A 2347-nucleotide genomic window follows, 5' to 3' on the forward strand; every position below is an offset into this window, starting at 1 on the left:
GGGCTGCGCCGCGTCGTCGTCGTTCCGCGACCGGGCTGCGCCGGGTCGTCGTCGTTCCGCGAGGGGGCTGCGCCGCGCCGTCGTCGTCCCGCCCTCCGGGCCGCCGGGCCCGTCATCGTCGCGCCACCGGGGCCGCGCCGCACGCCTGCGCGCTGGCTCCGTTGACCCCGCTCCTGGTGTTCGCCCGCGTGCAACCCGTCCGACGGGGGAGACTGGATGTGTGGCCAACCATGCGCTCCGGCGCGTCATCCCCGGAAGCCCCTTCAACGTCCCTGCCCCCGAGCCCGCCCCCGTCCAAGCCTTCGCCGAGGGCGAGCTCGTCAACCACGACCGGCACGGCATGGGCCGGGTGACCACGGTCGAGAGCTCGGACTCGGTCATCGTGGACTTCGGCAGCGGGCCGCGTCGGGTGACCAGCCCGTCGACGCGCCTCACGAAGCTCTAAGGGGCACGAAGCTCTCGGGGCACCGTCGCGGCGGAGCCTGCGCGTACCGCGTGGGCCGCCGCGGTCGGCGTACGTCCGCCGTCGGCCGTTGCGACGGCAAGCCCGGCGGCTCCCCCGTGCGCGTCTCAGGAAGGCCACCGCGGCCCGAGCCGGCCAGGCAGCAGGGCCCGCGAGGCGCGGCCGCAGCTCCTCGCCGCCGAGCGGCGGGACGGGGGCGTCGGCCGCAGCCACCCCGGCCGGTACGGTGGTTCCGCGCCCTCGTAGCTCAGTCGGATAGAGCGTCCGCCTCCTAAGTGGAAGGCCGCAGGTTCGATTCCTGCCGGGGGCACCACCTTCACGACGCCGTGCCCCAGCTGGGGCACGGCGTCACGTCTTCGCCAGGGACGCGCCCGACCGCAGGGATGACGCCTCGTCGGCAGCATTCGACCGGCGCCCGCACGGCGCGGCCCGTCTCGGGGTCCCACGGCGCGATCTCTCGCGACCCCCCACTGACGCCGGCTCGCGCGCGCCCCGCACAGACACGGCCCACCGTGCGCCCCGCACCGACGCCCGTCGTGGACCTGAAGCGTCGCGCGCGGCCCCGCGCAACGACCGAAGGCCATGTCGCCTCTCGGAAGCACGCACGCGCGAGGACCGCACAACGCTCAGGCGGCTGTCGCGGGGTCGCCACCCGAGGTGGCTGGAGCGCAGGCGCGACGGCGACGGCACCTCTCCGCACGCGACGCTAGAGCCCGCTCGACGACCCGGTCAAGAGCGTGCGGCTGCGGCCTTTGGCCACGCCTCAGCGAAGTCCGCGGGCGGCTCGCACGTGTTCTCCCGGGAATTCCCGGTCTTCCGCGGACAACAGCGCAAGTTTGTCCCGGGCAGTGACTTTCCATCTTGACCGGAAGGGGCTGCGCGCCTATGGTCCGGGAACGCGACGTCCCACCTCGGCAGCAGCGGCGCTGTCGACGGCACGTCAGGAAGGTGCGGCCAGTGAGAGTTCCCGGGCTCGGCACTCAGCGCGACCGGCATCCGGCACGCCGACATGCACGGCCGCTCCGCGCTCACCTCTAGGCCACACCCCAGTTCCACCACCGTAGTTGTGGTGTTGTCGCCACGCATCCCGCGGACCGGAGAGCAGCAGCTCTCGACCGCACGCCGAACCCCCTCAACGACGAGGAGCCACAGGCTGTGAAGCGATCTGCCAGGCGTACGCCCGGTCGGGCCTCTACCCCGCCCGCGCCCTGCTCGGGGTCACCCGCCCCGGCCCGCGCCTCGACGCCGCCGCACGCGCGGCACCCGCTCTCGGCTCTGCCGCCCAGCTTCCGCTGACTCCTCGTAGCGCTCCCCCGAGGCCGGCGGCTGCGCGGTGCGTCGCGCCGAGCCAGTCAGCCGTCGACAGCAGACCCCCTTTTCCACCTGCGTTCCGATTCCCGACAAGGACAGGATGAGTGTGATGGGCAAGTCTTCGATCGGCCGCCGAGGATTCCTCGGCCTCGCCGGCGGCACCGCTCTCGGTGTGGCCTCCACCGCCGCGATCGGCCCGCTGGCCGGCAGCGCGAACGCCGCGATGGGCGTGGCGGCTCCCGACACCCCGTCGCCGAAGCTCGGCCTGCAGCTGTACAGCGTCCGCGACAAGGTCAGCGGCAACGGCACGGCGATCGGCTTCGCAGCGGTCTTCGAGGAGCTGGCGCGGATCGGCTTCAAGGAGCTCGAGTTCGCCGGCTACACCCAGGGCGCCGTCGGCCCGATCACCCCCGCGCAGATCAAGAGCCTGATGGACGCCAACGGCCTCAACGGCATCGGCAGCCACATCAGCTGGAACGCGCTGACGAACCCGGCGCAGAACGACGCCCAGTTCGCGATCGCCAAGGAGCTCGCGCTCCCCTACATCGGCACGGCGAACGACTTCCCGGGCAC

1 protein-coding gene, 1 tRNA gene and 1 pseudogene are annotated in these 2347 nt (G+C 73.2%); all 3 read left to right on the plus strand.

Annotated elements, in window-relative coordinates; translation table 11 throughout:
• Positions 1 to 220 precede the first annotated feature (220 nt).
• Positions 221 to 445: a hypothetical protein gene (locus G9H71_RS22255; protein WP_166284946.1), complete on the plus strand. Its 225-nt coding sequence runs from the start codon at positions 221 to 223 to the stop codon at positions 443 to 445.
• A gap of 254 nt (positions 446 to 699) precedes the next feature.
• Positions 700 to 776, plus strand: a tRNA-Arg gene (locus tag G9H71_RS22260).
• Positions 777 to 1883: 1107 nt separating this feature from the next.
• A pseudogene (locus G9H71_RS22265) lies at positions 1884 to 2347 on the plus strand (sugar phosphate isomerase/epimerase family protein); the annotation flags it as partial.

The sequence above is a fragment of the Motilibacter deserti genome (assembly GCF_011250635.1).
Lineage (GTDB): Bacteria > Actinomycetota > Actinomycetes > Motilibacterales > Motilibacteraceae > Motilibacter_A > Motilibacter_A deserti.